We start from the raw sequence: 20,034 nt of genomic DNA, 5'->3' as shown, positions 1-20,034 counted from the left end.
CGACCTCACCGACCCCACGGCCGACGTCGAGCGGCAGCGGGTCAAGGAGGTGCGGGCGATCAACACGATGGACGCCGACATCCTGTCGCTGGAGGAGATCGAGAACTCCGTGGCGCTGGGCGAGAGCGACCGTGACGACGCGCTGAAGTCGCTGGTCGACGCGCTGAACGCCGACGCGGGGCACACCCGCTGGGCCTACGCCCCGTCCCCGGCGGCCGACGACCTGCCCGCGCTCCCGGAGCAGGACGTGATCCGCACGGCGTTCATCTACAACCCGAACACGGTGCAGCTGGTCGGCCCCTCGAAGGTGCTGGCCGACCAGTCCGACCCGGGTGAGCCCTTCGCCAACGCGCGCGAGCCGCTGGCCCAGGAGTTCAAGCGCAAGGGCGCCCTGGACGCCGACGGGTTCCTGGTCGTGGTCAACCACTTCAAGTCGAAGGGCGACAGCACGCCCCCGGCCACGGGCGACAACGCCAACGGGATCCAGGGTGCCTTCAACGGCGACCGGGTCCGGCAGGCCCGCGCGCTGGTCGACTTCGCCAAGGCGACGGCCCAGGCCGACGGCACCAAGAAGATCTTCCTGGCGGGTGACTTCAACTCCTACACCCAGGAGGACCCGATGCAGGTGCTCTACCAGAACGGGTTCGTCAACCAGTCCAGCGACGACCCGCGGGACACGTCGTACGAGTACGGCGGGATGGCCGGCTCGCTCGACCACGTGCTGGCCAACACCGCGGCGGCCGGCATGGTCACCGGGCGCGACGTCTGGCAGATCAACGCCGAGGAGTCGGTCGGCTTCGAGTACAGCCGCTACAACTACAACGCCACGCTGCTCTACCAGGACAACCAGTTCCGGGCCTCCGACCACAACCCGGAGCTGGTCGGACTCAGCGTGCCCTTCACCCGGCAGGACTCCACCGTCACCGCGACGGCGACGCCCGACACGGTCAAGCGGAAGAAGACCGAGTCGCGGATCGACGTGACGGTCAGCGGCGACCAGGGCGTCACGCCGACCGGGGTCGTGGAGTTCTGGGTGAACGGCGTGAAGGTGGGCACCGCGACGCTCGACGACGGCCAGGCGAGCCTGTCCGTCGGACCGTTCCAGAACGCCGGGGTCCAGCATGTCGAGGTGCGCTACCTCGGCGACGACCTGACCGCCCCCGGCACGGCCACCACGACCGTCACGGTCGTCAACGGCAACCCGTAGGACGCTGGGGCCGCCGCCGCTCAGTCGGCGGCGGCCCGCAGCGTGAAGGCCGCCTGCACCAAAGTCAGGTGGCTGAACGCCTGCGGGAAGTTGCCGACCATCCGGTGGTGCGCCCCGTCGTACTCCTCCGAGAGGAGTCCGAGGTCGTTGGTGAGGCCGCACAACCGGTCGAAGAGCGCGTGGGCGTCGTCGAGCCGCCCGGCGCCGGCGTAGGCGGAGACCAGCCAGAACGAGCAGGCGAGGAACGGGTGCTCGTCGCCCGACAGCCCGTCGACGCCCGTCTGCGTGCGGTAGCGCAGGAGTAGGCCGTCGCGCAGGAGGTCTTGCTCGATCGCCGCGATCGTGCCCAGCATCCGAGGGTCGTCGCCCTCGACGAACCCGACCAGCGGCAGCATCAGCAGCGACGAGTCGACCTCGTGGGTCTCGTAGTGCTGGGTGAACGTGTTGCGATCGGCGTCGAACCCCTTGCTCATCACCTCGTCGCGGACCTGGTCGCGCACCTCGCGCCACCGGCCGACGTCGCCCTCCAGGTTGTGCCCCTCGACCGCCTTCACGGCGCGGTCGAACGCGGCCCAGACCATGACTCGCGAGTGCGTGAAGTGACGCCGCGGACCGCGGATCTCCCACAGCCCGTTGTCGCGGTCCTCCCAGGTCTCGGCCAGGTGGTCGATCAGCACGCGCTGGAGGTTCCAGGCGTCCTCGGTCTGACCGAGCTCGGACTCGCGAGCCGCTTCGAGCGCCAGCATCACCTCACCGACGACGTCGGTCTGCCGCTGGTCGACCGCGCCGTTCCCGATCCGGACCGGACGGGACCCGGCGTACCCGGGGAGCTGGTCGAGGGTGAGCTCGGGGAGCCGTCGCGAGCCGTCGACGGCGTACATGATCTGGAGGTCCGCCGGGTCGCCGGCCACCGCCCGGAGCAGCCAGTCACGCCAGAACCGGGCCTCTTCGGTCGCCCCGGCCTCGATCAGGGAGGCGATGGTGAGCGCCGCGTCGCGCAGCCAGCAGTAGCGGTAGTCCCAGTTCCGCTCGCCGCCGAAGTCCTCGGGCAGGGACGTGGTCGGGGCCGCCACGATGCCGCCGGTGTCGTCGTGCGTCATCAGGTGCAGCGTCAGCAGCGACCGGCGTACCACGTCCGCGTGGGGAACACCGGAGAGATCCAGCCGGGCGACCCAGGTGACGTCCTCGTGGATCGTCTCGTCGACCAGCGCCCGGTGCGGGCCCGGCGTGCGGAAGTGGGACGGGATCCAGGTCGTCGAGAAGGTCAGGATCTCGCCGTCGCGGACGTCGAACTCGTCGACGTGCCGGTCTCCCTGGGCCTCGGGCAGGCGGGGGCCACGGAGGACGAGCTTGTCGGGTCCGACGACGGCGGTGATGGCCGGCTCGTCGCTGTCCTCGTGCCGTCGCCGCACCCAGGGCCGCGCGGTCCCGTAGTCGAAACGGACGATCCACTCATGGCGCATCCGGACGGTCCCCCGGACGCCGGTGACGCGCCGGACCAGGTCGATCCGGTCGTCGCCGGTGGGCATCACGTCGAGCAGAGTCACCACACCGGAGTCGGTGGTGAAGGTGGTCTGCAGGGCTGCGGAGTTCTCGACGTACGCGCGCGACACCTCGTAGTCGCCCACCGGGCACAGCTGCCAGCGGCCGTTCCCCTCGTCACCGAGCAGCGCCGCGAAGCAGGCCGGGGAGTCGAACCGCGGCACGCACAGCCAGTCGATCGAGCCGTCGGTGCCGACGAGGGCCGCGGTGTGCCGGTCGCCGATCAGTGCGTAGTCCTCGATGGGTCGGCTCACCCCGGCAGGGTAGCCGTGCCGCTGGCTAGGGTCGGGGTCATGCGACGTGGAGCCCGCGCCGACGATGCTGCGACGGCCCTCGGCCTGCTGGCACAGGCGGGTGCCACGCTGGCCACGGCCGAGTCGCTGACCGGTGGGCGCCTGGCGGCGTCCGTCACCGCCGTGCCGGGTGCATCCACCAGCTATCTCGGCGGCTTCGTCACCTACGCGACCGCGCTCAAGGAGTCGGTGCTGGGCGTGCCCCACGACCTCGTCGAGCAGTACGGCGTGGTCTCGGGCGAGTGCGCACGGGCCATGGCTGCCGGCTGCCGTGAGGCCACCGGTGCGACGTACGCCCTGGCCACCACCGGCGTCGCCGGGCCGGACTCGCAGGAGGGCAGGCCGGTCGGCACCGTCTTCGTGGGGATCGCCGGGCCCGACGGTGTCTCCGCGCTGAGCATGGAGCTGGTGGGCGACCGGCACCAGATCCAGGACCGGGCCTGCCGGGAGGCGCTGTCGGCCCTCTGTGGGATCCTGCGTCGGGAACAACCCCCGCTCGGGTAGCGTTTTCCGTGGCGACCAGACGACCAAGCGTGAGGAGGGCCCCATGGCGATGTTCCGCCGGCTGTTGGGCGACGTCCTCCGCGAGCGTCGCCTCGAGCGCGGGATGACCCTGCGGCAGGTCTCCGCCGAGGCCCGGGTCAGCCTCGGCTACATCTCCGAGATCGAGCGCGGACAGAAGGAAGCGTCCTCCGAGCTCCTGGCCTCGTTGTGCTCGGCCCTCGACACCCCGTTGTCCGAGGTGCTGCGCAACGTCTCCGAGGCGGTCGCGGTCGAGGAGGCCGCCACCGCACCGACGCCGATCACCGTGCGTCGTCCGGTCGTGGCGTCCGCGTCGGCCGCCTGATCACGCCTTCGCTGGCAACAACCCGCACGTGCGGCTCGTCCCACGAGCGTGAGACGCCGCCTGACCGCGATCCCAGCCGTGCTCGGGCTGTCGGCCGTCCTCGCGGCGTGCGGCGTGCATGCACGCCAGGAGCCGACGGCGCACGAGCCGACGTCGCCGGTCGCCGTCGTCTCCTCGTCCACCACGGCCCCGACGCCGGAGCCCTCGCCGACGTCACCGACGACAGCACCGACGACAGCACCTGCGACGTACGCCGACCCGCGTGCCGGCTCCCCGCTCCCCGACGGGTTCGTCCCGCACCGGTTGCGTCCCGGCGAGCGGCCGCCTCAGTTCGTGGTGGTGAGCTTCGACGGCGTCGGCTGGCACGAGATGTGGCAGCACTGGATGTCCGTGGCGGAGCAGGTGCCGTTCCGCTTCACCGGCTTCCTGTCGGGGACCTATCTCCTCAGTGACGCCACCCGCGACGACTACCACCCGCCGTACTACCCGCCCGGCACGTCGGAGATCGGGTTCGGCACGCCGGCTGAGGTGCCGGTGGAGATCTCCGACCTGAACCGCGCCGTGGCCGCGGGGATGGAGATCGGGACCCACTTCAACGGGCACTTCTGCGCCTCGGCCGGGCTACCCAGCGGCGGCGACACCTGGTCGACGCGCGACTGGGACGTCGAGCTCGACCAGTTCTTCCACCTGCTCCGCGACTACCGCGCCGACAACGGACTGCCGCGCTCGGTCCGGCTCGACGTCACCCCCGGCGACGTCACCGGCGATCGGACGCCCTGCCTCGAGGGTCGGCCGTCGGCGTTGTACCCCGCACTCGTCGCGCACGGCTTCGCCTACGACGCGTCGTTCACCCGCCCGGCGCTGACCTGGCCCACGCGCGACCGGCGGAGCGGGCTCTGGCAGATCGGGATGACGACGTTCCCGCTGCACGGCACCGACCACCCGGTGACCACGATGGACTACAACTACTTCTTCACCCAGCGCGGCGGGGTCGACGGCACCGTGGAGCAGGCGCGAGCCGACGAGGAGCAGGTCGAGGCGACGTACGACGACCTCTACCAGCGGTCCCTGCACGGCAACCGGGCTCCGGTGATCCTCGGCAACCACTTCAACGACTGGAACCACGACGCCTACCGGGACGCGCTGACGACGTTCGTGCTGCACACCTGCGGGCGACCGCACACCGAGTGCGTCCCGTTCCGCGACCTGGTGGCCTGGCTCGACGTGCAGCGTCCGTCGACCCTGGCCCGCCTGAGCCGCTGAGTCCGCGCCGAGCTCAGCGCGGCGGCTGGCAGCTGGGGCAGTGGAAGGTGACCCGCTCGCGCCCGGCCTCGCCCAGCATCGACTCCACGACCCGGGTGCCGCACCGCCGGCAGGGCCGGCCGCCCCGACCGTGGACCCAGAAGGTGCGCCCGCGGCCCAGGTCGCCGGTGGTGGACTGGACCGCTCGGTGGCGGTTGAGGTCGAGCACCTGACGGGCCCGGCCGACCGTGCGGGGGAGGTCGGGCACCTGGCCGACCGGAGTGTCCGGCGCCACCCCGGCGAGGAAGCACAGCTCGTTGGCGTACATGTTGCCGACGCCTGCCAGGTTGCTCTGGTCGAGCAGCGCCGCCTTGATGGTGCGGTCGGGCTGCTCCCGGAGCCGGCGCACCGCCTCGTCGGCGTCCCAGTCCTGTCCGAGCAGGTCGGGGCCGAGGTGTCCCACGATGTCGCCCTCCCCGTCGCGGGGGACGATCTCGACGATGCCGAGCTGAAACCCGACAGCGACGGTGTCGGCGGTCTCCAGCACGACCCGTGCGGTGTGACCGGGGCGGGGCCACCTCTGGCCCGGCTCGAGGACCCGCCAGGCGCCCTCCATCTTGAGGTGGGTGTGCAGTGTCCACGGGCGGTCCGCCTCGATGCGGGTGAGGAGGTGCTTGCCGCGGGAGACCGTCTCGGCGACGCTCGCACCGCTCAGGTCCCACGTGGCGAAGGCCGGCACCCGGAAGTCGGTGCGGGTCAGCACCTTTCCGGAGAGGGCACGGTCGAGCATCCGGGCTGCCCGCCAGACTGTGTCGCCCTCAGGCACGCAACCTCAGCCCCCGCGGCGTCGAGAGGAAGCCCGCGGCGTCAAGGGCCTCGCGCAGCGGCGTGGAACCCCCGCCGAGGATCTGCTCGCCGTCGGCCTTCTCCACCGTCATCCGGCCCAGCGCACCTCGACGTCCGGCCTCCGAGAGCGACTGGGCCGCGGGTCGGAGCAGAGCCGGGTCGTCGGACCACGTCAGCAGGGTCCGGCCGCCGCGCTCGACGTACAGGGTGAGAGCGCCGTCGACCAGGACGACGAGCGCTCCGGCCTTGCGTCCGGGCCGGTGGCCGCCGGAGGTCTCGCGCTCGGGCCAGGGGAGTGCGGCACCGAACGGGTTGGCCGGGTCGGTCGCCGCGAGGGTCACCGCCTCGGGCTTGTCGCGGTCGCCCCGGGTCTCGGTGAACGTGCGCAGACGGTCGACGCTCCCGGCGGTGCCGAACTGGGCGGCGCCGAGGCCCTCGACGAAGTAACCCCGGCGACAGCGACCCGACTCCTCGAAGGCGGACAGCACCTTGTAGACCGCCGCGAAGCCCCCGGTCGTGCGCTCGGACATCACCGACCCACGGGTGACCACGCCGTACCGCTCGAGCATCCGCTCCGCCCCGGCGTGGGCCCGCCGGGTCGGGTCGGTGTCGAGCTCGGGGAGGGCCGCCCACCGGCCGGTGGTGGTGGGCGGCGCCGGGCGGAGGCCCGGCCGGCTCGGGCGCGCGCGGGGCGTCGCCCGGCGCGTGCGGTGGGTGCCGGAGCCCGAGCCGGTCAGCGCCCGCAGCGGAGCGAAGGTGTCGTTGGTGATCCGGCCGGCCCAGACCAGGTGCCAGAGTGCCTCGGCGAGCTCGCGGTCGCGGACACCGGTCGCGGCCCGCAGCTGCCGGAAGAACCACGCGCCCCCGGGAGCGAGGGCGTCGAGCACCGACCGGTGCAGCTCGGGCAGCTCGGCCTTCTCGGGCACCGGCAGCGTGAGCGCAGCCTGGTCGCCCAGGTGCAGCGACACCCAGCCGTCGGTCCCGGGCAGGCTGGCGTGTCCGACCCAGGTCACCTCACCTGACGCCGTGAGCTCGTCGAGCAGGGCGGGCTCGTAGTCGGCGACGCGGCTCGGCAGGATCAGCGACTCCCAGGCGGAGGCCGGTGCGGCGTACCCGGCGAGCTGGTCGACGACCTGCAGCAGCCCGTCGATGCCGCGCGGGCCGCGGCGAGGCCGGTCGACGTGCTGCCAGGCGAGCAGGAACCGCCCGAGCGCGGCCGGCTCCACCGGCTCCACCTCGCGCCGGAGCCGGGCCAGGGACCGTCGGCGCAGGAGCCGGAGAACCTCGGCGTCGCACCACTCGGCGCCCGAGCCGGCCGGACGGAACTCGCCCTCGAGCACCCGGCCCTGGGCACCGAGACGTTGCAGGGTCTGCCGGACGACGGCGGCCCCGAGCCCGAGTCGGGTCGAGACGTCGGCGACCGTGAACGGGCCGTGGGTGCGCGCGTAGCGGCTCACCAGGTCGGCGAGGGGGTCGTCGACGGACTCGGTGAAGGCGTCGGGTACGCCGGGTGGCACCGGCACCCCCAGCCCGTCACGGAGCCGGCCGATGTCCTCGATCGCGGCCCACCGCTCCTCCCCGGCCATCCGCACGGCGACCGCGCGGCGGGCACCGGCGAGCGAGGTCAGCCACTCGACGGCGTCGGCTCCCTCGACACTGCGGTCGTTCACCTCGTCGGCGGTCACGGGTCCGAGCCACCGGAGCAGGTCGGCGACACCCTCGGCGTCGCGGACCCGGCGGTCGGGGTGGATCCGCTGGAGCATCGCCTCGACCTCGGCGAGGACCTCGGGATCGAGCAGCTCGCGGAGCTCGGCCCGGCCGAGCAGCTCGGCGAGCAGACCCTGGTCGAGGGCGAGCGCGGCGGCCCGGCGCTCGGCGATCGGTGAGTCGCCCTCGTAGACGAACTGTGCGACGTACCCGAAGAGCAGGGTGCGGGCGTACGGCGAGGGCTGGTGGGTGTCGACGTCGTGGATGCCGACCTCGCGCCGCTGCACACGACGCATCAGGCCGACGAGGGCGGGCAGGTCGTAGACGTCCTGCAGGCACTCGCGGACCGCCTCGAGCACGATCGGGAACGACGGGTACTTCGCCGCCACCTCGAGCAGGGCGGCGCTGCGCTGGCGCTGCTGCCACAGCGGCGACCGCTTGCCCGGATCGCGGCGGGGGAGCAGGAGCGCGCGCGCTGCGCACTCTCGGAACCGCGACGCGAACAGCGCCGAACCGCCGACCTCCTGGGTGACCAGGTCGTCGATCTCGTCCGGCTCGAACGCGATGACCTCGCCGGTCGGCGGATCGGCGTCGGTGTCGGGGATGCGGATCACGATGCCGTCGTCGGAGGCGATCGCCTGGCCGTCCACGCCGTACCGCTCGCGCAGCCGGGCGTTGATCGCCAGCGCCCATGGAGCGTGGACAGGGGTGCCGTAGGGGGAGTGGACGACCAGCCGCCAGTCGCCGAGCTCGTCACGGAACCGCTCGACCACCAAGGTGCGGTCGCTGGGGAGGACTCCGGTGGCCTCGACCTGCTCATGGACGTAGCCCACCAGGTTGCCCGCCGCCCAGGCGTCGAGGCCGCGCTCCTCGGCCGCCTCCACCGCCGCGTCGCGCTTCGCCGAGGCGAGCTCGCGGGTGAACGCCCCGATCGCCTCGCCGAGCTCGGCGGGCCGACCGAGGGAGTCGCCCTTCCAGAAGGGCAGCCTCCCGGGTACGCCGGGGGCGGGCGTCACCAGCACCCGGTCGTGGGTGATGTCCTCGATCCGCCAGCTGGTGGCGCCCAGCGCGAAGACGTCGCCGACGCGGGACTCGTAGACCATCTCCTCGTCGAGCTCGCCCACACGACGCCCCGATCCCTCTGCACCCACGAGGAAGACGCCGAAAAGCCCGCGGTCCGGGATCGTGCCGCCGCTGGTCACGGCCAGTCGCTGGGCGCCGGGGCGGCCGGTGAGCTGGCCGGTCACCCGGTCCCACACGATGCGCGGGCGCAGCTCGGCGAACTCGTCGCTGGGGTAGCGGCCGGACAGCAGGTCGAGGGTGGCCTCGAAGGCCGACCGCGGGAGACCGGTGTACGACGCGGAGCGGCGAACCAGGTCGAACAGGTCGTCGGCCGCCCAGGCATCCATCGCGACGACGGCCACGACATGCTGGGCGAGCACGTCGAGCGGGTTCGTGGGGATGCGGAGGGCCTCGATCTGCCCGGTCCGCATCCGCTGGACGGCAACCGCGGTCTGCGCGAGGTCGCCTCGGTGCTTGGGGAAGAGCACCCCGCGGCTGACCTCGCCGACCTGGTGACCGGCGCGCCCGACCCGTTGAAGCGCGCTGGCCACGCTCGGCGGCGACTCGATCTGGATCACGAGGTCGACCGCACCCATGTCGATGCCGAGCTCGAGGCTGCTGGTCGCGACGACGCAGGGGAGCCGACCGCGCTTGAGGTCGTCCTCGATCAGGGCGCGCTGCTCCTTGGAGACCGAGCCGTGGTGGGCCTTGGCGATCACCGGCGCTGCGGCGTACGACGTACCGGACTGCGCCATGACCTGCGCCGGCGGCCCGGCCGGTGGTCGAGCGGAGTCGAGACCACCCGCCTGCTCGGCGGCGATCTCGTTGAGCCGCGCCGTCAGCCGCTCGGCCAACCGCCGGGAGTTCGCGAAGACGATCGTGGACCGGTGCTGCCCGACCAGGTCGGCCACGTGCTGCTCGACGTGCGGCCAGATGGAGGCGCTGTCGCGGGAGTCTTCGGCGTCCTCGTCGTACGGCGCGGGCTGGGTCATGTCCTCGACCGGGACGACGACCTTGAGGTCCCACTCCTTGGCCGATGCAGGGGCGACGACCTCGACCGGTGCCGTTCCGCCGAGGAACCGGGCCACCTCCTCCAGCGGGCGGACCGTCGCCGACAGCCCGATCCGCTGGGCGGGCTTCGGGAGCAACGCGTCGAGCCGTTCGAGGGTGAGCCCGAGGTGGCTGCCGCGCTTGGTGCCGGCCACCGCGTGCACCTCGTCGACGATCACCGTCTCGACCTCGCGCAGGCTCTCGCGGGCCTGGCTGGTCAGCATCAGGAACAGCGACTCCGGCGTCGTGATCAGGATGTCGGGCGGGGTGCGGGCCAGGGTGCGGCGTTCGGCCGCCGGGGTGTCTCCGGACCGGATGCCGACGGTGACGTCGGGCAGCCGCGCGTCGAGCCGCTCGGCGGTGTGGCGGATGCCGGTCAGCGGGGCTCGGAGGTTGCGCTCGACGTCCACGGCCAGGGCCTTCAGCGGGGAGACGTAGAGGACCCGGGTGCCGCGTGTGTGTCGGTCGAGCGAGTCGGGACCACGCTCGCTGAGCAGTCGGTCGATCGCCCAGAGGAACGCCGCCAGCGTCTTGCCAGAACCGGTCGGCGCGACCACCAGCGCGTGCCGGCCGTGCGCGATCGCCTCCCAGGCCCCGGCCTGGGCCGGGGTGGGCTCGGCGAACGCCGCGCGGAACCACTCGCGCGTGGGTGCGCTGAAACCCTCCACTGCGTTCGCCACTGCACCATCCTTGCTCACCCCGCCGACAGAGCCGAGAGTGCAGGAGTGACAGCCGGGACCGATGAGTCGAGGTGGTTCTCCCGTCATGACGCCCATGGACCGACACCCTTCCGAGGACCGGCCGCACGACGAGGACCGCGAGCTCGTGCTGCACGGCGACGACGTCGCCTTCGGGTCGTTCACCGAGCGGCACCGGGCCGAGCTGCGCGTGCACTGCTATCGGATGCTCGGCTCGCTCACCGACGCCGAGGACCTGGTGCAGGAGACGCTGCTGCGGGCCTGGCGCGGGAGGGCGACGTACGCCGGTCGGGCGTCGGCTCGCGCCTGGCTCTACCGGATCGCCACCAACGCCTGTCTCGACTTCCTGCGCACCCACCCCGATCGCGTCGTCCCGGTCGGCGCCGGCGGTGCTCCGCCGCCCTCCGAGCTGCCGTGGTTGCCCGAGGCGTGGGTGACCCGGCGACGGAACGCGGAGTCCGAGCGTCGGGTGACCCTGCGACCCGCTCCGGACGTGATGTCCCGGCTGTCTGCGGAGCTGCCCGTCGCGCAAGGGGTCGCCGTGTGCGCACGCTCGGCGAGCACGCAGACTCCCTGCGCGCGATCGGGGACCCACGCACCCGCGGCCGGCTCATAGCCGACACGCTGGTCGCTCGCGTGCTCGGCACCGAGAAGCCGTCGCACCTGTCCGTCCTGACCCACCTGGTCGTGGCGGACGACGTGCTCTTCGGAAGCAACGAGGAGGATCCCGGCCGAGCTCGCGCGCGAGCTGACCAAGCAGGCACAGGCAGAGGGGTTGGCTCAGCTTCGCCGCCTCTACGCCGAGCCGGAGACGGGCCGGCTCGTGCCGGCCGACTCCCGGGCCCGATGCTTTCCTGACGGCCTCGGCACGTTCATCGAGCTGCGCGACCAGATCTGCCGGACGCCCTGGTGCGATGCGCCGATCCGTCACCGTGACGACCCGGTTCCGGTCGCCGAGGACGGCGAGACCAGCGAGGAGAACGGGCAGGGCCTCTGCGAAGCGTGCAACTACGCCAAGGAGTCGTTCGGGTGGCGAGTGAGACCCTCACCAGGAGAGCGCCACACGGTCGAGATCACGACACCGGACGGACACGTCTGCCGATCGACCGCGCCGCCGGCGCCGCGCTACCGCGTGGACTTCCGATATCCCGCACCCTGGTCGCCTGAGCCCGGGTCGAAGCAGAAACCCATGTGACGGGTGAGTTGGGTGTGTCGCTAGGCTCGGCGCGTGTTCGGGGCACTCGGCCGGCTGGCCACACGTCATCCGTGGTTCGTCGTGATCGGCTGGATCCTCGTGTCCGTGCTGATCATCTTCACCGCACCCAAGCTCAGCGCGACCAGCGACCAGTCGGAGTTCCTGCCGTCGAAGTACGAGTCGATCCGCGCCGCCAACCTGCAGACAGAGGCATTCGGTCAGCAGTCCAGCGTCGCCGCGCTGGTGGTCTTCGACCGCACGGACGGCGGGAAGCTCACGGCCGCCGACCAGGCGAAGATCACCCAGGTGGTCACCGACCTCGACGGGAAGGTCGACCCGATCTTCTCCGGCGTGGTCGCCCAGCCCCCGTCGCAGAACAAGCTGGTCCAGCTGGCCACGGTCGGGATCGCCAAGGACAAGAACCCCTACGACCCGGCGGCGATCGACGGTGCCAAGCATCTCCGCGAGGACGCGCACGCGGCTGTCGACGGCACCGATCTCACGGTGGGCGTCACCGGGTCGGCAGCCCAGGCACTGGACTCCCAGGACGCGTCGGCCAAGGCCGAGGCGATCGTCGGGGGTGTCACGTTCGGCCTGATCCTGCTGCTGATGGTGGTGATCTTCCGGAGCGTGATCCTGGCCGTCTTCCCGCTCTTCGTGATCGGCCTGGTGTCGCAGGTCGCGCTCGGCCTGATCGGGTTCGCGAACGACATCTTCGACCTCAAGACCGACAGCTCGATCACGGTGATCCTGATCGTGGTGCTGTTCGGCATCGGCACCGACTACATCCTGTTCTTCCTGTTCCGCTACCGAGAACGCCTCCGCCTCGGCGAGGACCACAAGTCGGCCGTCGCCCAGGCGATCCAACGTGCCGGCGAGGCGATCATCTCGGCAGGCGGGGCCGTGATCGTCTCGTTCATGGCGCTGGTGCTGAGCTCGCTGGGCATCTTCAAGTCCATCGGCCCGGCACTCGCGATCGCGGTCGCGGTGACGGTGCTGGCCGCGCTCACCCTGGTGCCGGCCGTGGTGTCGCTCGTCGGCACCAAGGTGTTCTGGCCGTCGAAGTCGTGGAAGACGGAGCCGGAGTACGCCCGCTTCGGCAGGATCGGGCGCTCTCTCGGCCGCCGTCCCGTCGCGTACGTCGCGGCGTCCGGCGCGGTGCTCGCGGTGCTGGCGGTCTTCGCCTTCGGCTTCAACCCGAACTTCGACCTCGGCGACTCCGGCGCACCCAAGAACGTCGAGTCCGCGGTCGCCCTGCGGACCCTGGAGAAGGGCTTCCCGCCCGGCGCCACCGACCCGACCGTGATCCTTCTGCACTCGACCGACGGCCGGCCGCTCGGCCAGAGCGAGACCACGGCGTACGGCGCGGCGCTCGGCAAGGCGCAGGGCGTCGGCCAGGTCGGTCAGCCTCAGCTGAGCCCAGATCGGCAGACCGCGTCGTACAGCGTCGTCCTCGCCAGCGATCCGACCTCCGATACGGCCCTGACCGCGATCAAGGGACCGGTGCGTGACACCGCCCATGCGGCTGCCCCGACCGGCACCGAGGGCCTCGTCGGTGGCACCACCTCGGTCTTCGCCGACTTCCAGCAGGCGATGAACCGCGACTACTCGATCGTGTTCCCGGTCGCGGCCATCGTGATCGCGGTCATCCTCGCGCTGCTGCTGCGCAGCCTGGTCGCGCCGTGGTACCTGATGGCCTCGGTCGGGCTCGGCTTCGGCGCCACGCTCGGCGCCGCGGTGATCGTCTTCCAGCACCTGCAGGGCAAGGAGGGCCTGATCTTCCTGCTGCCGATCTACATCTATCTGTTCGTGGTCGCGCTCGGCACCGACTACAACATCCTGATGATCGCGCGCCTACGTGAGGAGGCCCGCGAGGGCAAGGACGCGCGCGGCGCTGCCGCCGAGGCGGTCAAGCACGCCGGGCCCACGGTGGCGGCGGCCGGTCTGATCCTCTCCGGAACGTTCGCATCGCTGATGCTCGGTGGCAACTCCCTGCTGGTCGCGATGGGCTTCTCGATCTCGTTCGGGATCTTCGTCGCGGCTTTCGTGATGGCGATGTTCTTCACTCCCGCGCTCACCGCCCTGATCGGTCACGCCGCCTGGTGGCCGGGCCACGGCGACGAGACGCGCGAACCGGAGCGGGAGACCGCGGGCGTCTAGAGCCGGACCACGGCGTCGGCCTCGACCTCGACCACCCACCGCGGGTCCAGCAGGCCGGCGACGACCACCATCGTGCTGGCCGGCCGGACGGCACCGAACACCTCGCCGTGCACGGCGCCGACGTCGTCTGCGACGTCCGCGCTGACGACGTACTGACGCGTGCGTACGACGTCCGCGACCGTCGCGCCGAGCTCCTCGAGGGCGGCGACGACGATCTCCCAGCACCGCCGCGCCTGGGCGGCGGGGTCGGGGTCGACCCGGCCGTCCGGCCAGATCGGCGCGGTTCCGCTCACCGCGATCGTCGACCCCACGCGCACCGCGCGGCTGAACCCCATTGTCTTCTCGTACGGCGAGCCCGAGCGCGCCTGCCGGCGTTCCATGGGAACACGGTAGGGGTCAGAGATCTCGAGGGCGGTCATCGTGACCGCACGTCCGCGCCGCGCGCCCGGGGACGCTACGCCGGCATGAAAGGTTGGGCGGGAGTTCGGCGGTGTCCGCTGTCGATGATTGGGTGGGTCGGGCAGGGAAGGAGCCACGGGTGGACCTCGCAGGTCGCGTCGCCCTGGTCACGGGGGCGTCCTCCGGGATCGGCCGAGCCACGGCCGTCGCGCTGGCGCGCGCACACGCGCACGTCCTCGTGCACGGACGGGACACCGAGCGCACCGCCGAGGTCGCCCACCTGGTGGGAGGTACGCCGCTCCTCGCCGACCTGGCGGAGCCTCACGCCCCCGACGACCTGGCGGCCCGGGCGCTCGCCGTCCATGGGCGGCTCGACCTCCTGGTGGCCAACGCCGGTGCGGGACTGTCGGCGCCGTTCACCGCGGTCGACCCGGCGGAGATCGACCACCTGCTCGCCGTCGACCTGCTCGCGCCGATCAGGCTCGTGCGCGCGGTGCTGCCCGCGATGGTCGAGCGCGGATGCGGCTGCGTCGTCCTCGTGTCGTCGGTCGCCGCTCGCACCGGCGTCGCCGGGGAGGCCGTGTACGCCGCGGCCAAGGCCGGCCTGGACGCGTTCGCCGAGAGTGTGCGGCTCGAACTCACGGGAACTGGTGTGGGCGTGACGGTGTTGATGCCGGGTGTGGTGGACACACGGTTCTACGAGGCCCGGGGCCGGGCCCCCCTCCGCCGGGTGCCTCGGCCGGTGAGCGCGGAGCAGGTGGCGGACGGGATCGTCGACGCCGTCGCGCATGACCGGCCCGAGGTCTGGGTCCCTCGGTGGCTCCGGATGGCGCCGATGCTGCGCGGGATCGCTCCGGGCCTGTTCCGGAGGCTGTCGACTCATTTCGGTGAGCCGGTCCGCATCCGCGGCCGACGCCGGGAACGGCCATGAGCTCGACCGTCCTGGCACCCCTGCTCGGGCTGGTGGTGGCCTTCCTGTTCGCGCTGTCGGCGTACTTCCAGCAGCGCGCGGCGCGGAAGACCCACCGGCACGGGCGGTCGGTCGCCGCGGCCGCGGTCGCGCTGATGTCCACGCTGGTGCGTGACCGCGTCTGGCTCCAGGGCTGGGCCTTCAACCTGGCCGGCTTCGGCGTCCAGGCGCTGGCCCTCCACCTCGGCTCGGTGGCGACGGTGCAGCCGATGCTCGCGACCCAGCTGCTGTTCGCGCTGCCGATGTCGTCGCTGGAGCAGCGGATCTGGCCACGGGCCCGCGACTGGCTGGGAGCCGGATGCCTGTGCGCCGGGCTGGTGGTCCTGATCCTTGTCGTGCACGTCAAGCCGTTGGAGGGCGAGCCCGACCGCAGCCGCATCCTGCTCTCGGTGATCGCCGTCGCCGCGGCCATCATCGTCCTGATCCCGATCGCCTCGCGGCTCGGCCCCGACGCCCTGGTGCTGGTCTCGGGTGCCTGCGCCGGGCTGTGCTTCGCGATGACCGCGGTCTTCATCAAGCTGACCACCGACGACCTGGTGAACCACGGCGTCGGCTACACGGCGCGCGACTGGGTGGGCTACGCGCTCGCCGCCTCGACGCTCTTCGGGCTGGTGCTCGGGCAGGGCGCGTTCGCCAACGGACCGCTGCCCTGGGCGGTGGCCGCGAAGGAGACGTCGAACCCGATCGCCAGCTACGCGATCGGCGTGCTGGCCTTCCCCGTGCAGTTCCCCACCGGCGCCGGCACGCTGATCGGCCTCGGAGTCGCCGGCGCGCTGGTGATTCTCGGGGCCGTGGCGCTGGCGCACTCACCCTCGGCCGACCTCTGGCTTCGCCGAACCGAGGACCAAGGAGCCCATGCCGTGTCATAGTGGTGGGGATGTCTTCCCAGCCTCCCCCAGCTGACGCCCTGGTCGAGCACGTCATCGAGCTCGGCGACCTTCGCCCCACGCTGCTGCGTGGACTGAGGCTGCTGCTCGAGACGGCGATCGTCCCCACCCTGCTGCTCTACGGGTGCATGGTCACCGTGGGCGCGTTCCCGGGTCTGGTGGCCGTGCTGGCCTGGTGCGTGGTGACCGTCGCGGTCCGGATGGCGACCGTGCGCCGCGTTCCGGGCACCCTCCTGCTGGTGATCACCCTGCTGATGGCACGCACGGGCATCGCCCTGGCCCTGTCCAGCGTCTACGTCTTCCTGCTGCAGCCGATCGCCGGCTCCATGCTGATGGCGATCCTGTTCATCGGCAGCGCCGTGGTCGGCAGGCCGATCACGATGCGGCTCGCCCAGGACTTCGTGCACCTGCCCGAGCGGCTGATCGGTGACGAGCGGGTACGCCGGATGTTCGTCCAGGTCTCGCTGCTGTGGGGGCTCTCCCGGCTGCTCGACGCGGCGATGAGCCTCGGCGTCCTGCACTTCGGGATCACGGCCGGTGTCTTCTCCCGCGGCGTCTTCAGCGGCGTCCTCACCGCGCTCTCGATCGGCGTCTGCGCGTACTTCGGATGGACCCGTCTTCACCGCATCGAGGGCGTCACCCTCCGGTTCGGTCCGAAGGGCCTGCTGACCAACGCTTGATAACGTCCCTCGGGTGGGCGTTGACGTCGGCGAGAAGCTGAACCGGCGCCCCGCGGCCGTCGACCGGCCCGCACTGATCGGACAGGTCGCGCTCGGGCTGGGGCTGTTCGGGCTGTACCTGCTGGTCGACGCAACGGGCGGCGCCGGGCGCCGCGCTGCGGCCGTGGAGCACGGGCGTGCGATCTTCGACCTCGAGCGCAGGCTGCACCTCGACGTCGAGCGCACGCTCAACGACTGGCTGGCGCCGCACAGCGTGCTCTCGACGCTGGCGAACTACGAGTACGCCACGACGTACATCCTGAGCGCCGTCGCCCTGCTCGTCTGGGTGTGGATCCACCGGCCGGAGCAGTGGCGGTTCGCCCGCGACTCCTTCCTGGTGCTCAACCTGCTCTCGTTCGCGACGTTCCTGCTCTACCCGACCGCGCCGCCCCGCATGCTGACCGGTCTCGGGTTCGTCGACACCGTCAGCCGCGGCCACACCGTGGGGTCATGGGGCTCAGGTCTCGTCGACACCGCCAACCAGGTGGCGGCGATGCCGTCGCTGCACATCGGGTGGGCGCTCTGGGTGAGCGTCGTGCTCGCCCGTTTCACCGTCGGCCTCCGGGTGCAGCTGATCAGCGCCGTGCACGTGCTGCTGACCCTGTTCGTGGTGATGGCGACGGCAAACCACTACCTGCTCGACGCAGTCGCCGTCGTGGTGCCGATCCTGGCGGGCATCTGGTACGCCCACTGGCGGTACGACGGGCCACCGGGCGAGGTCGTCGCCTCCTGTGACGCGTTCTTCCTGCATGTCGAGGCGACCGGGGCCGCCCAGCACGTCGGCGGGCTCGTCGCCCTGGGCGTGTCACCGACCGGGCGGCAGCCGACGCCGGAGGACGTTCGCCGGCTCGCGACCGAGCGTCTGGTCCCCCTGCCACGCTTCGGGCACCGCCTCGTGACCACCTCGCGCTGGCGCCGCCCGCGCTGGGTCGAGACACGGGTGGACGTCGACCAGCACGTGTCCGAGCGGTACGCGGGCGGCCCGCACGGCCTGCGCGTCGCGGTCGCCCGGCTGGCCGAGGAGGCCCTGCCCCGCGATCGACCGCTGTGGCGGCTCGTGCTCGTCCACGGCGCGGTCGACGGGGTGCCGACCAGCGCGGTGGTCGTGATCGTCCACCACGCGGTCGCCGACGGGGTCGGCACGATCATCAGCGCGATGCGGCTGTTCGACCCGCTGGTCCCGCTGCCGGTCGCCTCGGGCAAGGGTCCGGGGCCGATCCGGCGAGGCGCCGCGGTGGCGCTCGGTCTGGCCCAGCTCGCCACCGACGGCGGCGCCCGGAGCCTGGGGCCGGGGACGCCGAGCCGCGACTTCGGCATCGCCGTGGTGCCCTTCGATGTCGTACGGCGCGCCGCGCGCAACCGCGGCGTACGGGTCACCGATCTGGTGATCGCCGCCACCGTCGACGCCGTTCGCACCGTCGCCCCGGACCTGGCCGAGCGGGCGGGAGGTCACCTCAAGGTCTCGGTGCCGCTCCTGGTGCGCGCCCCCAGCGCGGCTCCCCAGGGCAACGCCACCGCCGCGATCATCCTCGACGCGCCCACCCGAGGGAGCTTCGACGACGTCCTCGCCGACGTCCTCCGGCGGAGCCGTCGACTTCGGCGACCCACGCGGGCGCTCGCCTCCCGGTTCGTGATGGCGACCGGGCTGCGCCTGCTCCCCGAGCCCGCCGCGGAGTGGTTCGCCCGGACCGTGTACGGCGCGAGGTTCCTGCACCTCGTGGTGTCGAACCTCCCCGGTCCTGCCGAGGAGCTGACCATGCTCGGGCGCCCGACCGTCGGCACCTACCCGATCCTGCCGCTCGCGCCCGGGACACCGTTGGCGATGGGCGCCCTGACCTGGGGCGGCGCCTTCGGGATCGGCCTGGCGACCGACCCCGTCATGCTCGACGCCCAGGCCGTCGTCGACGCGCTCCGCGACCGGCTCGCCGACCTGGCGGACGAGGCGCCGTCAGCCTCCCCACTGCAGGGCCAGGAACAGCCGAGCGCGTGACCGCGGGTCGTCCAGCCCGTCGCCGAAGGCCTCCCGCAGCTGTCCCAGCCGGTAGCGCACGGTCTGGGGGTGGATGCCGAGCTCGGCCGCGATCGCCATCCGGTCGCCCTGGTGCCGCAGCCAGCTCACCAGCGTCTCCACGAGCCGGGTGCGCGCCGACTCCGACAGCTCGTCCAGCGGGGCGAGCACCTGCCGGCGCAGGGTCTCCAGGAGGAGCGGGTCGCGCTGGACCAGGATCGCGTCGAGATGCTCGTCGGCGAAGACGGGATCGTCGGCGACGATCACACCCTCACGGCACAGGCGCGCCGCGATCTCGGCGACGACGACGCTGCGCGGCAGCTGGTCGAGCGTGACCACCGACCCGATCACCGCGTGCGCCCCGCGCAGCATCCGGCGCAGGTGCAGGCGACCCGCGCTGTCGGGAGGCTCCGGAATGATCGCGCCGTAGCGCGAGGGGCCGGGCATGCGCAGCGCGTCCGGGCCGAGTCCGTCGACGACCTGCCGTCCCGCGTCGTCGTCGGGGTCGACCAGCGCGACCGCGGCGGTCTGCGGGACCCGCCATCCGGCCCGCTGAGCGGCGGCGCGCACCGCCGGCCCGCTGGCCCGATCGCTCAGCAGCAGGGCCGCCAGCTCCTCCCGGGCACGCTCACGCGCCCGGGCGTCGTCCAGCTGCTCGAGGAGGTAGCCGCGGGCGGCGGCGAAGGACAGGCTGTTGACGGTGCCGAACACGGCGTCGGCGAGGGCGGCGAGGTCGTCGGGCGCCAGGTCGCTGCGGAGGGCGACCGCGGAGACGTGCTTCCAAGCCACCCGCGAGCCGAACTGGAATGCCGTGAGCAGCCGGGTCAGGTCACTGCCCAGCTGCAGCTGCCGGCGGCCGATCTGCTCGAAGAGGAGTCGCAGGGGCTCGTCGCTGTGGGGGGACGGCGTCCGGTGGTCGGGGCCTCGGGTGTTCTCGAGCAGGCGCGGGGTGAACAACCGCGCGGCGTCCAGCACGCCGTCGCGATCGCGGTCGAGGAAGTCGGCGTAGTCCGGCCAGTACTCCCGCAAACCCTCGCTGACCTCGTCGATCAGCTGCGGCAGGCGGTCGACGAGCTGCACCGCCACGGTGCCGAGGGCTGCCTCCGTGACTGTCACCGCTGAACCTCGCTGCGTTGTGCGTCCGTGACAAATTTTCTATCACGGAACGTGAAATTCCTGAGCAGACCTGGCGTCCTGTGCTG

At 72.3% G+C, this 20,034-nt stretch carries 16 protein-coding genes; 11 read left to right on the top strand and 5 right to left on the bottom strand.

The genetic code is table 11. The annotated features are described in order from the left end of the window. Positions 1-1,207: ExeM/NucH family extracellular endonuclease (locus VGK78_RS02810; protein WP_331525782.1), on the top strand; the 1,207-nt coding region annotated here is incomplete at its 5' end. A gap of 20 nt (positions 1,208-1,227) precedes the next feature. Here the strand turns inward: VGK78_RS02810 and VGK78_RS02805 are convergent. Then, a complete protein-coding gene (locus VGK78_RS02805; protein WP_331525781.1) occupies positions 1,228-3,003 on the bottom strand; it encodes a glycoside hydrolase family 15 protein in 1,776 nt (591 codons plus the stop codon). Positions 3,004-3,042: 39 nt separating this feature from the next. Between VGK78_RS02805 and VGK78_RS02800 the strand changes: the two genes are divergently transcribed. The 3 genes from VGK78_RS02800 to VGK78_RS02790 are packed head-to-tail and all read left to right on the top strand — an operon-like array spanning position 3,043 to position 5,152. After that, positions 3,043-3,546, top strand: a complete 504-nt coding sequence (locus VGK78_RS02800) for a CinA family protein (RefSeq protein WP_331525780.1) — start codon at positions 3,043-3,045, stop codon at positions 3,544-3,546. A gap of 43 nt (positions 3,547-3,589) precedes the next feature. After that, a complete protein-coding gene (locus VGK78_RS02795) occupies positions 3,590-3,889 on the top strand; it encodes a helix-turn-helix transcriptional regulator (RefSeq protein ID WP_331525779.1) in 300 nt (99 codons plus the stop codon). A 48-nt stretch (positions 3,890-3,937) separates the two neighbouring features. After that, the gene (locus VGK78_RS02790; RefSeq protein WP_331525777.1) at positions 3,938-5,152 is read left to right on the top strand and encodes a hypothetical protein; all 1,215 of its coding nucleotides are present in this window, start codon (positions 3,938-3,940) and stop codon (positions 5,150-5,152) included. A 13-nt stretch (positions 5,153-5,165) separates the two neighbouring features. On the opposite strand, the gene VGK78_RS02785 is transcribed toward VGK78_RS02790, so the two are convergent. Together VGK78_RS02785 and VGK78_RS02780 are read right to left on the bottom strand one after the other, a co-directional pair. Further along, entirely contained in the window at positions 5,166-5,921 is a 756-nt protein-coding gene (locus tag VGK78_RS02785; protein ID WP_331525776.1) for a DNA-formamidopyrimidine glycosylase family protein, read from the bottom strand. A gap of 28 nt (positions 5,922-5,949) precedes the next feature. Next, positions 5,950-10,476 carry an ATP-dependent helicase gene (locus VGK78_RS02780; protein ID WP_331525775.1) on the bottom strand — a complete coding sequence of 1,509 codons (4,527 nt, stop codon included), beginning with the start codon at positions 10,474-10,476 and terminating at the stop codon, positions 5,950-5,952. A gap of 85 nt (positions 10,477-10,561) precedes the next feature. Between VGK78_RS02780 and VGK78_RS20305 the strand changes: the two genes are divergently transcribed. From VGK78_RS20305 to VGK78_RS02765, 3 genes are all read left to right on the top strand, one after another. Continuing rightward, positions 10,562-11,110, top strand: a complete 549-nt coding sequence (locus tag VGK78_RS20305) for a sigma factor (protein ID WP_414690619.1) — start codon at positions 10,562-10,564, stop codon at positions 11,108-11,110. Between the two features lie 159 nt (positions 11,111-11,269). After that, the gene (locus VGK78_RS02770) at positions 11,270-11,689 is read left to right on the top strand and encodes a hypothetical protein (RefSeq protein ID WP_331525774.1); all 420 of its coding nucleotides are present in this window, start codon (positions 11,270-11,272) and stop codon (positions 11,687-11,689) included. 33 nt (positions 11,690-11,722) lie between these two features. Beyond that, positions 11,723-13,849, top strand: a complete 2,127-nt coding sequence (locus VGK78_RS02765; protein WP_331525773.1) for an MMPL family transporter — start codon at positions 11,723-11,725, stop codon at positions 13,847-13,849. Here the strand turns inward: VGK78_RS02765 and VGK78_RS02760 are convergent. Then, the gene (locus VGK78_RS02760) at positions 13,846-14,229 is read right to left on the bottom strand and encodes a RidA family protein (RefSeq protein ID WP_331525771.1); all 384 of its coding nucleotides are present in this window, start codon (positions 14,227-14,229) and stop codon (positions 13,846-13,848) included. The two genes, VGK78_RS02765 and VGK78_RS02760, sit on opposite strands and share 4 nt — an antisense overlap. A gap of 158 nt (positions 14,230-14,387) precedes the next feature. On the opposite strand from VGK78_RS02760, the gene VGK78_RS02755 reads away from it, so the two are divergent. From VGK78_RS02755 to VGK78_RS02740, 4 genes are read left to right on the top strand one after another with little or no spacing between them, the layout of a single operon-like run. After that, on the top strand, positions 14,388-15,179 hold the full coding sequence (locus VGK78_RS02755) for an SDR family NAD(P)-dependent oxidoreductase (RefSeq protein ID WP_331525770.1): 792 nt from the start codon (positions 14,388-14,390) through the stop codon (positions 15,177-15,179). Further along, positions 15,176-16,087, top strand: a complete 912-nt coding sequence (locus tag VGK78_RS02750) for a DMT family transporter (RefSeq protein WP_331525769.1) — start codon at positions 15,176-15,178, stop codon at positions 16,085-16,087. The genes VGK78_RS02755 and VGK78_RS02750 overlap by 4 nt, the downstream gene beginning before the upstream one ends. 8 nt (positions 16,088-16,095) lie before the next feature. Next, positions 16,096-16,785, top strand: a complete 690-nt coding sequence (locus VGK78_RS02745; RefSeq protein ID WP_331525768.1) for a VC0807 family protein — start codon at positions 16,096-16,098, stop codon at positions 16,783-16,785. Positions 16,786-16,798: 13 nt separating this feature from the next. Further along, the gene (locus tag VGK78_RS02740) at positions 16,799-18,814 is read left to right on the top strand and encodes a bifunctional phosphatase PAP2/O-acyltransferase family protein (RefSeq protein ID WP_331525767.1); all 2,016 of its coding nucleotides are present in this window, start codon (positions 16,799-16,801) and stop codon (positions 18,812-18,814) included. Here VGK78_RS02740 and VGK78_RS02735 read toward each other — a convergent pair. Then, positions 18,773-19,948 carry a helix-turn-helix domain-containing protein gene (locus tag VGK78_RS02735; RefSeq protein WP_331525766.1) on the bottom strand — a complete coding sequence of 392 codons (1,176 nt, stop codon included), beginning with the start codon at positions 19,946-19,948 and terminating at the stop codon, positions 18,773-18,775. The two genes, VGK78_RS02740 and VGK78_RS02735, sit on opposite strands and share 42 nt — an antisense overlap. Between the last annotated feature and the right edge of the window lie 86 nt (positions 19,949-20,034).

The sequence above is a fragment of the Nocardioides sp. genome, from assembly GCF_036503465.1.
Taxonomy (GTDB): domain Bacteria; phylum Actinomycetota; class Actinomycetes; order Propionibacteriales; family Nocardioidaceae; genus Nocardioides.
Note: the sequence above shows the minus strand (reverse complement) of the source record. Positions and strands in the feature narration are given on the sequence as shown.

What these genes read in the sequence shown, in the direction of transcription:
- VGK78_RS02800 (WP_331525780.1), top strand. Translation starts at nt 3,043, where the DNA reads ATGCGACGTGGAGCCCGCGCCGACGATGCTGCGACGGCCCTCGGCCTG.
- VGK78_RS02795 (WP_331525779.1), top strand. Translation starts at nt 3,590, where the DNA reads ATGGCGATGTTCCGCCGGCTGTTGGGCGACGTCCTCCGCGAGCGTCGC.
- VGK78_RS02785 (WP_331525776.1), bottom strand. Translation starts at nt 5,921, where the DNA reads ATGCTCGACCGTGCCCTCTCCGGAAAGGTGCTGACCCGCACCGACTTC.
- VGK78_RS20305 (WP_414690619.1), top strand. Translation starts at nt 10,562, where the DNA reads ATGACGCCCATGGACCGACACCCTTCCGAGGACCGGCCGCACGACGAG.
- VGK78_RS02760 (WP_331525771.1), bottom strand. Translation starts at nt 14,229, where the DNA reads ATGGAACGCCGGCAGGCGCGCTCGGGCTCGCCGTACGAGAAGACAATG.
- VGK78_RS02750 (WP_331525769.1), top strand. Translation starts at nt 15,176, where the DNA reads ATGAGCTCGACCGTCCTGGCACCCCTGCTCGGGCTGGTGGTGGCCTTC.
- VGK78_RS02745 (WP_331525768.1), top strand. Translation starts at nt 16,096, where the DNA reads ATGTCTTCCCAGCCTCCCCCAGCTGACGCCCTGGTCGAGCACGTCATC.